Origin of the sequence: Methanobrevibacter sp. (assembly GCA_022775905.1) — an archaeon.
In the GTDB taxonomy this organism is placed as follows: domain Archaea; phylum Methanobacteriota; class Methanobacteria; order Methanobacteriales; family Methanobacteriaceae; genus Methanocatella.
In genome coordinates, this window is the sequence record JALFJX010000027.1 from 68,221 (window position 1) to 84,703 (window position 16,483).

At 31.5% G+C, this 16,483-nt stretch carries 14 protein-coding genes; 3 read left to right on the forward strand and 11 right to left on the reverse strand.

Features of this window, described 5'->3' with window-relative positions:
- Nucleotides 1–49 precede the first annotated feature (49 nt).
- Together MR875_08375 and MR875_08380 are read right to left on the reverse strand one after the other, a co-directional pair.
- A complete protein-coding gene (locus tag MR875_08375) occupies nt 50–3,502 on the reverse strand; it encodes a hypothetical protein (GenBank protein MCI6994850.1) in 3,453 nt (1,150 codons plus the stop codon).
- 256 nt (nt 3,503–3,758) lie between these two features.
- A complete protein-coding gene (locus MR875_08380; GenBank protein MCI6994851.1) occupies nt 3,759–4,013 on the reverse strand; it encodes a transcriptional regulator in 255 nt (84 codons plus the stop codon).
- 129 nt (nt 4,014–4,142) lie between these two features.
- Here MR875_08380 and MR875_08385 point away from each other — a divergent pair, with 129 nt between their 5' ends.
- A complete protein-coding gene (locus tag MR875_08385) occupies nt 4,143–4,427 on the forward strand; it encodes a transcriptional regulator (protein MCI6994852.1) in 285 nt (94 codons plus the stop codon).
- A 254-nt stretch (nt 4,428–4,681) separates the two neighbouring features.
- On the opposite strand, the gene MR875_08390 is transcribed toward MR875_08385, so the two are convergent.
- From MR875_08390 to MR875_08425, 8 genes are all read right to left on the reverse strand, one after another.
- Nucleotides 4,682–7,327 carry a PEP/pyruvate-binding domain-containing protein gene (locus MR875_08390; protein ID MCI6994853.1) on the reverse strand — a complete coding sequence of 882 codons (2,646 nt, stop codon included), beginning with the start codon at nt 7,325–7,327 and terminating at the stop codon, nt 4,682–4,684.
- A gap of 23 nt (nt 7,328–7,350) precedes the next feature.
- Nucleotides 7,351–8,838 carry a glutamate synthase-related protein gene (locus tag MR875_08395; protein MCI6994854.1) on the reverse strand — a complete coding sequence of 496 codons (1,488 nt, stop codon included), beginning with the start codon at nt 8,836–8,838 and terminating at the stop codon, nt 7,351–7,353.
- Complete coding sequence (locus MR875_08400; GenBank protein ID MCI6994855.1) at nt 8,839–9,912, reverse strand: Coenzyme F420 hydrogenase/dehydrogenase, beta subunit C-terminal domain; 1,074 nt, start codon at nt 9,910–9,912, stop codon at nt 8,839–8,841.
- Nucleotides 9,913–9,923: 11 nt separating this feature from the next.
- Complete coding sequence (locus MR875_08405; protein MCI6994856.1) at nt 9,924–10,577, reverse strand: tributyrin esterase; 654 nt, start codon at nt 10,575–10,577, stop codon at nt 9,924–9,926.
- 13 nt (nt 10,578–10,590) lie between these two features.
- Entirely contained in the window at nt 10,591–11,508 is a 918-nt protein-coding gene (locus tag MR875_08410; protein ID MCI6994857.1) for a glutamine amidotransferase, read from the reverse strand.
- Nucleotides 11,509–11,882: 374 nt separating this feature from the next.
- Nucleotides 11,883–13,220 carry a type I glutamate--ammonia ligase gene (glnA, locus tag MR875_08415; protein ID MCI6994858.1) on the reverse strand — a complete coding sequence of 446 codons (1,338 nt, stop codon included), beginning with the start codon at nt 13,218–13,220 and terminating at the stop codon, nt 11,883–11,885.
- Nucleotides 13,221–13,669: 449 nt separating this feature from the next.
- Complete coding sequence (locus tag MR875_08420) at nt 13,670–13,939, reverse strand: hypothetical protein (GenBank protein MCI6994859.1); 270 nt, start codon at nt 13,937–13,939, stop codon at nt 13,670–13,672.
- A 9-nt stretch (nt 13,940–13,948) separates the two neighbouring features.
- Entirely contained in the window at nt 13,949–14,137 is a 189-nt protein-coding gene (locus tag MR875_08425) for a hypothetical protein (protein MCI6994860.1), read from the reverse strand.
- A gap of 78 nt (nt 14,138–14,215) precedes the next feature.
- On the opposite strand from MR875_08425, the gene msrA reads away from it, so the two are divergent.
- Together msrA and MR875_08435 are read left to right on the forward strand one after the other, a co-directional pair.
- On the forward strand, nt 14,216–15,097 hold the full coding sequence (msrA, locus tag MR875_08430; protein MCI6994861.1) for a peptide-methionine (S)-S-oxide reductase MsrA: 882 nt from the start codon (nt 14,216–14,218) through the stop codon (nt 15,095–15,097).
- A 12-nt stretch (nt 15,098–15,109) separates the two neighbouring features.
- The gene (locus MR875_08435; protein ID MCI6994862.1) at nt 15,110–15,505 is read left to right on the forward strand and encodes a hypothetical protein; all 396 of its coding nucleotides are present in this window, start codon (nt 15,110–15,112) and stop codon (nt 15,503–15,505) included.
- Here MR875_08435 and MR875_08440 read toward each other — a convergent pair.
- Nucleotides 15,492–16,472, reverse strand: a complete 981-nt coding sequence (locus tag MR875_08440) for an Mrp/NBP35 family ATP-binding protein (GenBank protein ID MCI6994863.1) — start codon at nt 16,470–16,472, stop codon at nt 15,492–15,494. The two genes, MR875_08435 and MR875_08440, sit on opposite strands and share 14 nt — an antisense overlap.
- Nucleotides 16,473–16,483: the final 11 nt, after the last annotated feature.

Here is a 16,483-nt window from a genome sequence, read left to right on the forward strand (position 1 = left end):
TAAAAATCCCTTGATATTAATAAAAAATTATAGATGTAAAATAATACATCTATTTTGCGGTAAGTTTAACTTTTTTAGTTACTGCATAATAATAGTTGCTACCAGCATAACTAACATCAACAGTGTAAATACCTCTTTTAACCAAGTTAGTAATCTTAAATGTAGCGATACCTTTACTGTTAGTATATGCTGTGTAAGTTACCCCATATGCTTTTACAGTAATTTTTGTATTTTTCATAACTTTATAGTTCTCATTTTTTAAAGTAACAGTGTATACTTTAGTCTTAGTAGACAATTTGAATGTTTTTGCATAAGCATACATTTTTGGAGATCCTTTAGAGTATATATAAACTGATTTGGATACCTTATTGTAATAGCTGGAACCAGCATATGTAATAACTGCAGTAAATTTTCCTTTTGAAGTCAATTTTGTAATTTTGAATGTGGCTACACCATTTGAGTTTGTTGTACCATAATAATATCTTCCGTTTACTTTCAAAGTAACTTTTTTACTTTTCATCACTGAACCTTTTTTATCTTTTAAAGTGATATAGAAATATTTAGTGTATGTTTTTACATTGAAAGTTTTTGAGCTTGCAGTAATTGAAGGGGTTGCTTTAACAACCGTAATTTTAACAATTTTTTGTGGTGCTGCATTATAATAGCTGCTATCACCTTTATAAATCATAGTTACAGTGTATGTTTTAAGAGACCAACCATTAGTAGAAATTTTAATTTTACCATTACTGTCAGTTGTATAAGTCTGTGTGGTTTTACCAGTAATTGAAACAGTTACTTTAGCATTTTTAACTGCTCTTCCAGCACCATCTTTTAAAGTAATGTACAAATAGGTATTACTGTTATATTGAGCAGACATTGAACTGGCATCTATACTTGTAGACAATTTGTTAATTGATATTTTAGCTGTAACAGATGAGATTTTATAAGAAGAATCCCTAACACTGAAAACAACATCATAAGATCCAGGATTTAAATTTAAAGTCAAATAGCTGCCTGATGAAAGGGTAGTGCTTTTGACTAATTTGCCACTTTGATAAATATTAACATCAATTGGAACACCTATTTCATAACCATTAAGATTGCTGAAACTGACTAAAACTTTATCACCATAATTATAGCTAGTTGATTTAACTGCACTGATAGTAGGATTTAAAATTACAGTATTGTAGTAATCCACACCTCCATCAGAAACTACAATCGCATTATGAATAATTCCATTGTAAGCTATTGAACCACCATTAGTTGCATGGTTATTTATGAAAGTACAGTTTATAGCTGTTCCCTCATACATGGCTCCACCGTTTCCAGATGCAGTATTTAAAATGAAAGTAGATTTTTCTGCATCAACACTGTAAATAGCACCACCATTATTGACAGCATAGTTATTTATAAAAGTACAGTTAGTAGCAGAACCCCCATACATTGCACCACCATCAACACTAGCAGAGTTATTAATAAAAGTGGAATCTGTTGCATCAATCCAACTAATAGCTCCAGCAATTGTACTTGCATAGTTATTGATGAATGTGCAATTTTGTATTGATCCAAAACCTGAAATAGCACCGGAATCACCTGCAGAATTGTTTATGAAAGTACAATCTTTAATAAATTCACCCATGAGCATTATTGCACCTCCCCATGAAGCATAGTTATGGATGAAAGTACAGTTTAAAGCGGAAGTCATATCTATCGCACCAGCACTATTTGAAGCAGAATTATAATAGAATATACAATTTTCAGCAACACCATTAGTCATTGCACCGGCACTTCCAGTTGCATAATTGTTATTGAATGTGCAGTTTATAGCATCAACATCATCAATAGCTCCACCATAATCAGCAGTGTTACCAATAAATGTGCAGTTGATTACTTTTGATTTACCTGTTTTTGGAATATTTGTTCCAGAAGGTTTACCGTTAATTGCACCTGCCCAACCAGATATTCTACCATTAATAAAAACAACATCATGGAATATTACTGTACTGTTTATTAAATTAAATATACGGGAGAAATAATCACCATTAATTGTAAATCCATTACCATAGATGTTTAAAACACGATTGGTAATGTTGATACCACCTTCAAATTTGGAATCTCGAACGAAATTAAAAGTATAATTTGAAGTTAAATAAATATTTGCATTGGAATTTCCATTGATAATTTTATTTAAATCTGAAAATGTTTTCATATTTTCAGAATCAAAATATACAACATTATCAATTGCATTATCCCCATTATTGCCAAATATAGAATTATCTGAAACTTTTGCATTTGAAACTGCACTACCAGTACTAGCGGAATTATTATTGAAAGTACAATTGATTACTTCCATACCATATACTGCTCCACCATTATATGCATTATTTTCTTCAAACAATGAATTTCCAACAAATGAATTATAAGCAGCTCCACCAAAATTGTCTGCAGTATTCATAGTAAATGTACAATCAATTGCAGTTGCACTGCTAATAGCTCCACCATTATCTGCTGAATTATCATTGAAAGTACAGTTAGTTGCAGAACCATCAAACATTGCTCCACCATTTTCAGTAGCATGATTATTTACAAAGATGGAATTTACAACATTAGATTCATATGTTGCACCACCTGATTTAGCTGAGTTACTGTTAAAAGTACAGTTATCTGCTGAACCTTGATAAATAGCACCACCATTTCCAGTTGCATGATTGTTGATGAAAGTACAATTAATTGCATTACCACTGTTAATAGCTGCACCATCTGTACCTGCAGAGTTACTGTCAAAAATACAATTACGAGCAGTACCACCGACCATTGTACCACTATATTTTGCGGAATTTTCAGTAAATATACAATTAGTTGCATCACCGTCGGAAATAGCACTACCATCATGTGCATAATTGCCTGTGAAAGTACAGTCAATTGCAGAACCTCCAAACATAGCTCCACCAAATGAACCTGCAGAATTTTTAATAAATGTACAGTTTATTGCAGTGCAACTTCCATATACACCATCATAATTTTCATCATAAAGGTCGCATTTAATAGTTGCACCCATGTCATCATAACGATCACAGTTTGTTGTTGAAGCATTTACAAATATAATATCTTTAAATACAACTTTGGTTGCAGTAACTGAAAATATACGGGCAGATTTACTTGCATCAATTGTATGTCCATTACCATATATAGTTACTTGACGGTCAATTACTATTCCTGAAACAAATGCTGTATCTGAATCACTATTGAAAGTATAATCGGAATCCAAATAAATATTAGAATTACTGTTACCATTAATCGCTTTATTTAGATCAGAGAAGGTCTTTGAACTGCTAGTCTCTAATTTGGTAAAATTTCCACTATCCAAATCTGCGTTAACAATATCATTAGCATCATCCACACTAACAATATCATTTGCAATATCATCACTAGCACTGACTGTAGATACAGCCAACAAAATTATACTAAATATTGACAAAATAATTAATTTTTTGTTTAGCAAATTTTTCCCTCCTCTATTAATAGTATGTTATATTTATATTAAACAATAATATATAATATTTACTTAAAATTATCAAAAAATACAAAAAATTAATAAAAAATTTAATTTGAATAAATAAAATTACATCATATAATTTACAAGAAACATGATTAATTTTAAATTAAATTGAACATCTGTTTAATGAAGACATTATTAAAAAAAAGAATTATGGAAATTTAAAACTAAAAAATAACTGATTTTAACCTATACTACAAAATTATTTTTCATTAATATTATCCAATACCATTAAACCACAATTAGTGAGCCTGTATAATCGTCCGCAGCGCATTTCTGGATTAATTAGTTCAATCAATCCATGTTCACGCAATTGCCTTAATGTTCTGCTGATATGATTATTCAATACATTACTTTGCTTTGCAATTTGAGACGGCATTTTTACATCATTTCCAATAGCATTTAGTACACGAACACGATAAGATGATCTTAAAACATATTTTACTAAATTATCCATAATACACCTCATTTAGATATATATTTAAAAAAACAAACGATAAGTGTAATATATAGTTGTTATTAGTGTACTATTTATGAATAATACAATATATATCAATGCCTTTAAAGTAGAACAAAACTATAGTATATGTGTAGTAATGAAGAATTATTGGAAAAAATAGCATTCGTTCAAGGATCAGGACATAGGACAAATATTGTTTTATATATGAAATATGACTTATACACACCAACACAAATAGGAGAAGCAATAGGCATTCGTACAAATCACGTAAGCAATTTATTATCTCAATTAAAAAAGAAGAATATTGTTTACTGTGCAACACCTAACATTCACAAAGGAAAACTTTATTCATTAACAGACGAAGGTAAGAAAGTTTTTGAATATATATCTTCAAAACAAAATAAACAATAATATCCTTTAATTAACTCAAATTCTATTTTTATCACTGATTCTGTAATAAATTTTAAAAAGATGTGAAAAATAACCCTATTGTAAAAATAAACCAAAAAAACAAATAAGGTCATTAATCACATCAGATTTGTCATACGTTTTTGCTTTTATTTGAAAAATCTTTTTTATTCAAAAAGAATTACTACAAATAAAAAAGGCATATATCCCACCCACCCAACCAAAATTATGAAATAGTTTCCACTATAATCATATAATTATTTGAAAATACACAATGTTTCATCTTTATTCATGTCATGATATAACTCCGCTTTATCTTTATCAAAGTCTATAACCTGTACCATATCATATATATCATCATTTAGATTAGGATTGATATTGTTTAAGATATTCGGATAATCGAAAATCATTTCTTTGTTGAATTCAAGTTTTTTCTCATTTTCAAATAATGCACCATAGTATATTTCTGCTTCTACCAAATCCTGGAACATATGGCTTCCAAAAGATAATTCCGGCATATATCCAACTTCACTATATGCTTCCTCTAAAATTGCTGAGAAATGACTGATATCAGCAAATACCACAGGAATACCCAATTCTGGAGATGATGTGCCAATTCTTCCAGGAACTATTAATATAGCAGTTTTGGCATTATCCTTACAATATGTATTCACATCACTGATTACTCTTGATATTGAACTTTTTTGAGCATAAGGATACTCATAATATTTATGTGGATCAACATAACATATTGTATCAATTGTATTTTTCCTGGACATTCCCATAGAGGATTCCTTGATATGGAAGAAAACATTTTTATCTTCAGGCATTTCAATAGCTTCATCATTAACTGAAACTTGAAGTGGACGGCATTGCAATAGGTTTATGTTGAATGAATTGTCCTCACCAACGTTAACTGTATATTCAATATCAACAGGATAGTCATATGCATTTTGCAAGGTATTTAAAATTTCTTTCATTACATTAATAAATTCAGAATTTTTAACAATTCCCTCACAGTTAACAAATACTATTTCGCGACGTTGCCCACGGTCACGGAACATTCTCTCTGCCTCACGATCATGTTCAACTAGAAGTTTTTTTGCATACCTTTGAATTATACCCAAACCTTCATCAACTGGAATGTCATGTAAACTGATATTCTTCAAATCAATTACATCCAGATAATGCTGTGAATATCTATGTTTTTCTTTAATATCATTTACAAGAGTTACTTCCGGTTTATCAAGATTGATAATTCTTGGATAATCCTTTTTAGTCCTGTCAACAGCTTTTGTACCTAAACCCATTACAAGTCTTAACATACCTTTGCTGTTATCCATATCTGGAAGAGGTGAATATGGACTATATGAAAATCCTACACCGGCTGCAGTCGGGAAGAAATAATCCTCATGATAAGAACCTGAGACTCTTTGAACTAAAAGAGCCATTTGCTCATCAGCATCATCCAAATCATTTAATTTCCTGTATTCCAAAGCAGAAATATTCATAGTACTTGAATATACAATCTTTACCGCTTCTTCAAATGCTTCTAGACGCTCTTCAAGTGTACCTCTGTTTACACAGAATACAGATTCATATTTGCCTGCAAATGCATTACCAAATCCATCTTCAAGAAAACTACTTGACCTGACAATAATAGGGTTTTGTCCAAAGTAATCCAATATACGGATGAATTTTTTCTTGATTTCATCTGAAAATACGCCATTTTTAAGGCTTTCCTCTAATTCCATACCATATTTGTAATAACCTTCAGGAGTTCTTTGCTTTACACGAAGATCCCATAAATCATTTGATACAATATAGGTATAGAATAAATCTGAACCAATGTAAAATGAATCATCAGGCTCAAATATGTTGTTGTAGATTTCTGGACAATTTTTTTCAATGATTTTTCTTGCAAGAAGCATACCGCATGATTTACCACCTACAAGTCCAGTACCTACACGACGGTCATAAATTGTGAGATAATCCTCAAAAGTGAAGTATTCTTTAACTTTAGAAAGCATCTTTTCATCTTTTGTCATCATGAGCTCACAAATCTTATCACAATCATCATCTATGTTCTCGCCTTCATCATATCTCCTCTTGACTTGATGCATATACCTTTCCCAGCTATCTAAAGTCTGGCCGTTTTGATATTTATTTGAATCATTGATGATTTTATAATATCTGCTAACTTCCTGACCATCCTGCAGAACTTTAACAATACCAGTTCTTGGATTGAATTTATGACCTAAAAACATGGTTTGAGAGTATCTGTTCCATACTTTCAATGGAGAAACATAAACCTCTTCTGAGGATTTAGAATATACATTTAGGAATAACTGTGTTGTTTCACGAATTTTAGCGATAGCATCATATGAATGTCTTCCACGAATAATTGGGAAAAATGCTACTGTATCAAGTTGAAATAAGAATGGACAAGTAACTTGAAAGAAGTTACCCATCATCAAATCTGTTGACCATACTGCTTGAAGATCACTTAAGCAATCAAAGACATAAAATGCATCATATCCTTCTTTTTCAATGATTCTGTGAACTTCCAAAGTGAAAGTTTCAAACTGATTGTATGGATTTACGTGATATATTTTAATTCCATCACGTTCAATCATACAGAATTCTGTGTCAGGATTGTTCTGTTCAATTTCGAGCAATCTGAAATCTTCTTCATTCATTTCTATTAATGGAGGATGATTAGCAAACCTAATGTAAATCAAGTTTCTATTATCTTCTTTGGCCTGTTTTACATATGGATTGACAAAATATGAAAATTCATTTAAATTCTTAACATTCCATACAACATTATCCCCTAAACGAATATTGTCTAAAGCTTTATCAAGTCCAGGAATTCCTGATTTGATTCTTTCAAATGCAGCCATAATAATATCTCCTAATTTTTATTTTATGATTGTCTGCTCACCATTGGCACTCCAGTTAATTGTGAAGCTTCCATAGTTAATGCAACAAGATCTTGACGTTCAAGTTTTTCAACGTCAGTATTACCCGCTTGCTGAGTTAATGATTTTACCTCTTGAGTCATTGCTTCTATGTAATTTGCAACTTGTTCTCCTTTTCTGATAGGATCCAATCTTCTTCTAAGTACTCTTTCCTGTGTTGCAATTCCTTTAGGACAAGTACCATCTGAACAGTTTTGACAAACTTTACATCCTATTGAAATCAATGCAGAGGTAGCAATATACACTGCATCAGCACCTAATGCTATTGCTTTTGCAACATCTGCTCCAGACCTTATTCCTCCAGCAGCAATGAGACTAACTTCATCTCTTAAATTAATGTCTTTAAGAGCATCATCCGCTTTTACAATAGCTTCAATAGTAGGAATACCAGCATGTTCTGTAACTACTTCAGGTCCAGCACCAGTTCCTCCTTGCATACCATCAATTACAATAATATCTGCACCTGCTTTTGCTGCAATTTTCACATCTTGCTCTACCCTACCAGCTGCAAATTTTACAATAATTGGTATTTTCCAGTCAGTGATTTCCCTTAACTGATTGATTTTCATACTTAAATCTTCAGGACCTACAATATCCATGTGTCTTGCAGGACTTAATGCGGAGGTTCCTTCAGGAATGTTACGAACTCTAGCTACTTCAGCAGTTACTTTATGAGCAAGTAAATGCCCACCCATACCTGATTTTGCACCTTGACCAATTTTTATTTCAACTGCTTCTGCATTGTTTAAATAACTTGAAGATACTCCAAAACGACCAGATGCATACTGTGCAATCAATTTATCAGCATAATGTCTTTCTTCAGGAAGCATTCCTCCTTCACCAGTGTTTGCAATTGATCCCACTTTACTACTTCCAATAGCAAGTGCGATTTTTGCTTCTTTACTTAATGCTCCAAATGACATTGCTCCAATCATAATAGGTGTGTCTATTTTAATTGGATTTTCTGCAAATCTGTCTCCAAGAACAACTGAAGTGTTACATGGCTCCCTATATGAATCAATTGGAGGTCTTGACACTTGTGCAGGTAATATACTTAAATCATCAAATGTTGGGATTTTTCTAGTCAATCCACATCCACGTAATTTATATGACCCGGTTTGACTTTTACGTTTAATTTCAACCATTGTTGAATTGGACCATATTCCTCTGCCTTCATCAGCAAGAGGTCTAACGTATATTGCATGTGTTGGACACATTTCTTCACATATTTTACATCCTACACAATTTTCCTGATGTATTGGTTGAGGTTCATCATTGATTACTTCATATACATTGTGAGGGCAGTTTGAATAGCAGCTGTAACAGTTTTTACATGAAGATTTTCTTGGATTATCACATAAATACCAGCAGCAGCCTGGCCTATCATTGTTCTGTTTACATATTTCTGTTTTTCTCTCAACAGTGAATGGCATTTAATTCACCCCCTCGTTAATATTTTTTAATGGTTTGAATACTGGACAAACTGAATATTTTGTTCCTCCAGATTTAACAACTTCATCAATATCATTTGTTATTTTTGCATAAGGTTTCCAAGCCAAGTGATCTTCTTTATCAACAATGAGAGCTTCTGTTATAATCTCATTAGTCAATAAATAATCGAGTAATGTTGTAACAATTGAACCGTCTTGACCTCTAGTGTGTTTTAAAGATTTAACTGATAATATTTTTATGAAGTTACCGATAGCTTTTGTATTGTCGTTTCTTAAATCTTCAGGTATGAAAGTCCTTGGACAAACTGCAAAACATGCATGACAGTCATCAGGACATTCACTATCCATTCTTGGTTTTGTATCATTAATTGTTATCAAATCCTCAGGACATGCATATTCACATGCTCCACAGAGAACACATGCTCCAATATCAATAACATTAGTTTTCAAATCAAAGAAATTAGATTCTGAGATTTCTTTATTGATGGATTTGTCTGATTTGTTTCTTTGGTATAACACAGGTCTTGCAATGAATTCTCTTTCTTCAATAGTTTCCAGATTTTTGCTTGTTTTTGATGCTGCAATTCTGTTTAATAATTTGAATTGTGATTCAGTGAGTTCTTTAGATTTAATGAATTTTTGTTTTATTGCTCCATTGACTATGTCTTCACCTTTTTTGGTTCTGATTATCAATGTTGACCATCCTTTCTCTGATCCAATGGATCCAATTGAAATGTCAGATGTTTCTGATGTCAATTCAACACAGATATTACAGTTTTTTCTAAGCATCCTTTTAGCTTCGGATAAAGAAATTTTAACTGTTTCTTTTGTTTTTAATAATAAAAATACGAATCCTTTTTCGATTTGGAATTTTTCAATATCATTCATTGTCAAATCGTACTCTTTCAAGAGATTTCCAAAGTATTTGTATGAAAAATTCTCCATACAGAATAGTCCAATTTTAATATCAATAGGGCTATCTGTATAATGTTGTAATTTTGATGCAGCCATAATTTCACATGGTGTTCCAACCATAGCTATTTTATGTTCACTCATTTTCTTAGCTCCTATTGTATATTAACGATTTTTTTAAAATTTGTATAATCTATATCAGTTAGTTCAAAACCATATTTTGTTAAAATTTCTTTTAGTTCTTCTTGATCTTCAAGAGGGGTTTTTTCCATAACAGCATTTTTTCCCAGGCTTTTTACATCTCCAAGAACATATATTGTTCCCCTCATGATTGATTCACCAACATCATCAGTTACATCACCAAGGATTATGAGTTTTCCCCCCATCATAAGAAGTCCTGTCATATATCCACTGTTTCCACCAATTATTACAGTTCCTCCTTTCATGATTTCTCCGGTTCTTGAACCTGCACTTCCTTTCACTATTACAGTTCCACCATAGATTCCCTGTCCTGCACCATCACCTGCGGTACCTTCAATTATTAATTCTCCTTTGGTCATATTATCTCCAGCAAACCAACCTGCATTTCCAGTGATATGTATCCTTGGTTCATTAACCATTGTTCCAACGAAATAACCTGCAGAACCATTGATTTCTATTTCAACATCTTCAGTTAAACCAGCACAGATATTGTGTTTGGAGTCAGGGTTGTTAATAATGAGTTTATCATGATAGATTGCCTGTTCTTTTATAGTACGGTTTAATTCTTTCTCAGTCATGTTTTTTGCATCAATAACATATTCTTTCATAGATAAAACCCCATTAGATAGTATAAGCTCTTGTTTCTCCAGGTGCTATTTGTTCTATTTTGTCAGAATCAGTAACATTATGCAATGCCATTTCTTCAGAAGCTATTGCAAAAATATCATCAGTTTCAACCATCACACCTGGTCTGAGACCAAGTTTGTCTTTTGCAATACCAATACCATTAGGTGTTCCGACCAATATTGAAAATGGACCATCCAAATCAATAACTGCCTGATCTAATGCTTCTTCAAGTTTGTAACCTTGATTAAGTTTGTCTGCCATGTAATGAACAATGCACTCAGTATCATTGAATGACTCAAAAGCATGTCCTTTTCTTTCCAATGAATCTCTAATTTTCCAATAATTAGTGATTTGTCCATTGTGCACTACAGTAATGTCCGGTATAATGTAGCTTTGGTAAGGGTGTGCATGATAGCGATCTACGCCACTTTCTGTTGCAAAACGAGTATGTCCTATCCCATGAGTTCCCATCCTACTTTGAACATCAAATCTTTCTGCAATATCTTTTACTTTTCCAGTGTCTTTAATCATTTCAAAGGAATGTGAACCATTAATAACTTTTACATTCTCTAATTCATCAATTTCTCTTATGCATGGTTTTAAAAGAGAATATTCATCCAATGCTATTTTACATTTATATACATCTGAGTCCCCTACAGACTCGATTAATTGATCTTCAAATATTGGACTTATTTGAGTTAATAGTGATTTTAAATTCTCTAATGCTCCTCTCCTTCTTCTTACTTCAATGTTTAATTGATAGTAATTTTCAGGAAAATTTAAACTACCATAGATTGCATAACCTGCTGAATCTGGTCCCCTATGTTGTAAAGATTCAAGCATTGATGTTAATGCATCTCCTACGGGATAACTTTTTTTATCTTTGTATATTACACCTGCGATTCCACACATTTTTCTTCCTCCAAAAAAATAATCGGCGAATACACGTATAAGTTAATGAAACAAATTCCAATCAATAACTTAGGTTTATTTTATTTTAAATAAGAAATCTTAGTTTCAATCCATCATATGCCAAATAACACTAAGATCCATTCCTATAAAATAACAATCATAAAATTTTGATTCTAATTCATCATACGTCTAATAAGTATTAATAATTCTAAAATTACACAATATGCCTTAAATAATAATTCTAAAATTTCAAAAACGATTTAACCTTAATATACATATATTCATCACTTTTCGATTTTTTTAATAATAAAAACCTCCAAAAAAATTAAAAATTATTGACAGTCAAAGTGACCGCCAAATCAAATAGGGATAATCTATACGTTTAGATATTCATCTCTTTCATAATCGAATACTTGTATTCTGTAAGCATCCCATTCAGCTCTTTTAATGTTATAGAATTGATTGAATACTTTATCACCAAGAGCGTTTTTAACTACATCGTCTTTTTCTAATGCATGATATGCTTCCCATAAGCTGGTTGGTAAGTTATTAATTCCTTTTTGAGCAATTTCATCTTCAGAAAGTGCGAATAAGTTTTCTTCAGTAGGTTCACCAGGGTCAATTTTATTGTTAAGACCATCTAAACCTGCTTCAAGTAATGCTGCAAATGCTAAGTAAGGATTACATGAAGGGTCAGCGGATCTGCATTCAATTCTGGTACCTAATCCACGAGATGCAGGGATTCTAAGTAAAGTTGATCTGTTTTTGAAACCATAAGCAATGTAGCATGGTGCTTCATAACCTGGTACTAAACGTTTGTAAGAGTTAACTGTTGGAGATAATATAGCTGATAAAGCTTGTGCATGTTTTAATAATCCTCCTATGAAGTATAATGCTTCTTGTGAAATTTGGTTTTCAGCATCTGGATCATAAAAGATGTTTTCTCCGTTTTTGAATAAACTTTGGTTACAATGCATTCCACTACCATTAATTCCTAAGAATGGTTTTGGCATGAAAGTCGCTTTGAAACCTAAATTGTGAACAACAGCTTTAACTGCTTCTTTGAAAGTGATAACTGCATCTGCTGTTTTTAAAGCATCTGCGTATTTAAAGTCAACTTCATGTTGTCCTGCTGCCACTTCGTGGTGGCTTACTTCTACATTGAAATCTAATTTTTCTAAACCGAATACAATTTCTCTTCTGATATCAGTACCTTGATCTAATGGTTCTACATCAAAGTATTCAGCTTCATCTGCTGGAACATAATTTCCATTTTCATCTTTTCTTATGATGAAGAATTCTGGTTCAGGACCCATATTGTATTGGTATCCTTTTTTCTCTGCTAATTCTAATGATTTTTTAAGAACTCCTCTTGGATCTCCATCATATGGTTTTCCTTCTGTAGTGAAGATATCACATATGAATCTACTACTACCTTTTTGTTCAGGCCTCCATGGAATTGTTGAAAAAGTATCAATATCCGGTTTTGCAAGTAAGTCACTGTCATTGATTGAAGCTAATCCTGCGATTGAAGAACCGTCAAATAATAATCCATCATTTACAATGTCTTCAACATCATCAGCTTTTTTAAGTGGTACTGCCATACTTTTTGGTAATCCATGTATATCTACTAATTCCAATTTTAGGAATTTTATATCGTTTGCTTCTATTGTTTTAATAATTTGGTCTAATTTTTTATCGTTTGCTGACATTCTTTCACATCATTTTTTTAGTATATTATCCATTATTTTGAATAATACCAAAAGTGGAAAACCTTTGATTAAATGAATTTAATTAAATACATTATCGGAAGGAATATTCCTTCCGACTAATTATATATTAATAGTAGTATATAAACATTATTGACAAAAAAATATTACATTGTACAAAAAATAACATTTTACTAATGGAAAAACACTTTTTCAGCAATGTAGAACATAAAAATAAAGAAGAAACAATCAGTAAATGATTAAATCAATACGAATAATTCCAATATTTAATTATTATTTGAAAAAAAAACATATATGTAATTTAATAAGAATTATTTAAAGTATATTAAATTAAAAAAAAAGAATTAAAAAGAGATTATTTATCTTTTACAACATAAAAGTAAAATAATCCCCAATTGGTTAACACACCACTCATGGGATGCAGTTTGAGACTATTCAGATTTTTCATCTGAATCTTCTTCTACAATATCATTATTGTAATATTTATATCTATAAGACATCTTAAATCCATCAATAGCTTCACGTTTAGGTCTTCTTTTACGTTTTATGTTAGGACCATTCATGTCTTTAAACTTATTTTGATGGGGTTTAGCGAGACTTTTATTTTCACGATGATAAGTAGCATTCTTATTACGCTTATGCGGTGCCTTATACATCCTTTTTCTAAGTAATCGTCTGCCACTTGTTACACGTCTTATCACAGGAATCACTTATCTGTTTCTGTTTTTAGTTGCAGATTTATCTAAAGTAGATTGAATTTCGTCAATTCTTTCAACAACGACTTTAATTGCTTGTTCACCTTGACGAGTAGGGTTAATACCTTGTTCAACAAGTAATGCATCCCTAATATCTCTTAATCTATCAATTGAATCAATTTTCATAATTGTACTATAAAACATAGGATTTCCTCCAATTCTAATAATAGTTATGAATTACATGATAAAAATATTTTATGTTTGAAAATAAAAATTATAATTATGTTCACAATACAAAAAGTTATTTATCTAGCAGGAGGATGCTTTTGGGGTGTTGAAGCATTTATTTCCAGATTAAAAGGAGTGAATCAAACAGAGGTAGGATATGCCAACGGTATGGACTTAGCACCAACTTATGAAAAGGTTTGCTCTGGAAAAACAGGGCATGCCGAAACTGTAAAAGTAACATACAATCCAGAAATAATATCCCTAGAGGAAATTTTAGAAAATTTCTATAACATAATTGATCCCTTCACCAAAAATCGTCAAGGTGCAGATATAGGAACCCAATATCGTACAGGAATCTATTGGCAGGAACATTTTCAAAAAGAGATTGTTATCAATTTTTTAAAAACAAAACAAAAAGAGACAAACAAAAGAATTGCAATTGAGAAATCACAGATCCTTTGTTTTTATCCTGCTGAAGAGTATCATCAAAAATATCTTGAAAAAAATCCACATGGATACTGCCATGTTGATTTAAATTTAATAGAGGATAAAGAATTTGACCACCTAACTAAAAAAGAGTATGAAATAACACAGCTTGCTATGACAGAACCACCATACAGTGGTAAATATGATAACTTTTTTGAAGAAGGTGTATATGTAGATGTAGTAAATGGAGAAGTTCTCTTTTCTTCAGAAGATAAATTTGACTCAGGATGCGGTTGGCCAGCATTTTCAAAACCAATATCTGATGAAGTAATTACAAAAAATAGAGACTTTTCATATGGAACAACACGCATTGAAGTTAGAAGTGCAAAATCAAACTCCCATTTAGGTCATTTATTTCATGATGGTCCCGGAGGGTCTCCAAGATACTGTATAAATTCCTCTGCATTGAAATTTATACCAAAAAATAAACTATTTAATGATAAAAAATAAAAATATGATACAATGAAATTAGAAGAAATTAAACATCCTGAGTTAAAAAATCATATCAATATGATTTATATGCATGGTGAAAACCAAAATCAAAAAGCTATTGATAAAACTGAAGCTGAAATCAAAGAATATATTCAAAATAAAGAATTTATAATATCTGTTGAAGATGAAAAACCACTAAAAATTCCTTATGCTAATGATGGTGAATATTTAGTTCCTATTTTCACTGATGAGAAAGAGTATCTCATCGCAATGGATTATTTTTCATTAAATGATATGTCTGAAAATAATGAATATATAATAGAAAAATTAGATTATTTTAAAAAATTAAAAGAAGACCCTAATTTCTTAGGGTATATCGTAAATATAGCAAGAGTAAGTTATATTATTAACTCTACTCTTTTGTAAACTCTTTTTGAATATCTTTGACGATTTCAACAAATCTTTTTGAAACTTCGTCATCAGGATCAATTACAGAAATTGCTCCTTCTTTATTTGGTGCATCAGAAACTTTTTCTTCAATAGGTAAGTCACCTAAGTAAGTAATTTCCATTTCTTCTGCAAATGCTTCTCCATTGCCTTTACCGAAAATGTGTAATTTTTCGTCACAGTGTGGGCACATGTAGTATGCCATGTTTTCAATAAGACCAATGTTTTTGATATTCATCATTTCAACCATTTTTACACATTTTAAAACATCTTCTTGAGATACAACGTTAGGAGTGGTTACCATAATAACTGCATCTGCATCAGGAATAGTTTGTAAAACTGTTAATGGTTCATCTCCAGTTCCAGGTGGGTTATCAATGATTAAATAATCAAGTGATCCCCAATGTGCATCAGAGATTAATTGTTTAATAGCACCGGTTTTTTGAGGTCCTCTCCATATGATTGGTCTGTCAATACCATCCAATAAAAATGCCATAGACATTACTTTAAGACCACTTGGAGTTTGTACAGGAAACATGGAATGTTTGTATTCTTCTTTTTTAGCTTCGATGAATGCTAATTTTTCTTCATCATTTGCAAAGTTTTCTTTTTCCATTCCGGATTCTGTGATTTCCTTAAATACATTGAATTGGTAATCTTGGAATTGTTCACCGTATAAATCCACACCTAACATTTTAGGTATGTTTGGACCGTGAATATCAGCATCCAATATACCGGTTTTGAATCCTAATTTTTGTAAGGTTTCAGCAATGTTTGCTGCAACAGTAGATTTTCCTACCCCACCTTTTCCACTCATAACAACAATTTTATGTTTGATTTGGCCTAAGTTTTTAGCAAGTCTTAAATCTTGTTCTATCATTTGTCTTTGTTGTTCTGGGGTCATTTGGCCTCCGTGACCGTGATGACCGTGTCCGTGTCCAGCCATTTTATATCATC

What these genes read in the sequence shown, in the direction of transcription:
- MR875_08380 (MCI6994851.1), bottom strand. Translation starts at nt 4,013, where the DNA reads ATGGATAATTTAGTAAAATATGTTTTAAGATCATCTTATCGTGTTCGT.
- MR875_08385 (MCI6994852.1), top strand. Translation starts at nt 4,143, where the DNA reads ATGTGTAGTAATGAAGAATTATTGGAAAAAATAGCATTCGTTCAAGGA.
- MR875_08390 (MCI6994853.1), bottom strand. Translation starts at nt 7,327, where the DNA reads ATGGCTGCATTTGAAAGAATCAAATCAGGAATTCCTGGACTTGATAAA.
- MR875_08395 (MCI6994854.1), bottom strand. Translation starts at nt 8,838, where the DNA reads ATGCCATTCACTGTTGAGAGAAAAACAGAAATATGTAAACAGAACAAT.
- MR875_08400 (MCI6994855.1), bottom strand. Translation starts at nt 9,912, where the DNA reads ATGAGTGAACATAAAATAGCTATGGTTGGAACACCATGTGAAATTATG.
- MR875_08405 (MCI6994856.1), bottom strand. Translation starts at nt 10,577, where the DNA reads ATGAAAGAATATGTTATTGATGCAAAAAACATGACTGAGAAAGAATTA.
- MR875_08410 (MCI6994857.1), bottom strand. Translation starts at nt 11,508, where the DNA reads ATGTGTGGAATCGCAGGTGTAATATACAAAGATAAAAAAAGTTATCCC.
- glnA (MCI6994858.1), bottom strand. Translation starts at nt 13,220, where the DNA reads ATGTCAGCAAACGATAAAAAATTAGACCAAATTATTAAAACAATAGAA.
- MR875_08425 (MCI6994860.1), bottom strand. Translation starts at nt 14,137, where the DNA reads ATGTTTTATAGTACAATTATGAAAATTGATTCAATTGATAGATTAAGA.
- msrA (MCI6994861.1), top strand. Translation starts at nt 14,216, where the DNA reads ATGTTCACAATACAAAAAGTTATTTATCTAGCAGGAGGATGCTTTTGG.
- MR875_08435 (MCI6994862.1), top strand. Translation starts at nt 15,110, where the DNA reads ATGAAATTAGAAGAAATTAAACATCCTGAGTTAAAAAATCATATCAAT.
- MR875_08440 (MCI6994863.1), bottom strand. Translation starts at nt 16,472, where the DNA reads ATGGCTGGACACGGACACGGTCATCACGGTCACGGAGGCCAAATGACC.